Origin of the sequence: Streptomyces roseicoloratus (assembly GCF_004117935.1) — a bacterium.
Taxonomy (GTDB): domain Bacteria; phylum Actinomycetota; class Actinomycetes; order Streptomycetales; family Streptomycetaceae; genus Streptomyces; species Streptomyces roseicoloratus.
Window position 1 is genome coordinate 1 of the sequence record NZ_SDOY01000069.1, and the last position, 459, is coordinate 459.

General features: G+C 66.4%; 1 protein-coding gene. It reads left to right on the forward strand.

Annotated features, from left to right (window positions below):
* Positions 1 to 459 (forward strand): NAD(P)-dependent oxidoreductase (locus ESG85_RS06315; protein ID WP_164986177.1); only part of this gene is annotated, 459 nt, incomplete at both ends.

Here is a 459-nt window from a genome sequence, read left to right on the forward strand (position 1 = left end):
CGACAACAAGTACGGCTGCCGCCACTCCCTGATCGACGGCATCAACCGCGCCACCGACGTCCTCATCGGCGGCAAGACCGCCGTCGTCTGCGGCTACGGCGACGTCGGCAAGGGATCGGCGGAGTCCCTGCGCGGCCAGGGCGCCCGCGTCATCGTCACCGAGATCGACCCCATCTGCGCCCTCCAGGCCGCCATGGACGGCTACCAGGTCGCCACCCTCGACGACGTCGTCGAGACCGCGGACATCTTCATCACCACCACGGGCAACAAGGACATCATCATGGCGTCCGACATCGCCCGCATGAAGCACCAGGCGATCGTCGGCAACATCGGCCACTTCGACAACGAGATCGACATGGCCGGCCTGGCCAGGATCCCGGGCATCGTCAAGGACGAGGTCAAGCCGCAGGTCCACACCTGGACCTTCCCCGACGGCAAGGTCGTCATCGTGCTGTCCGA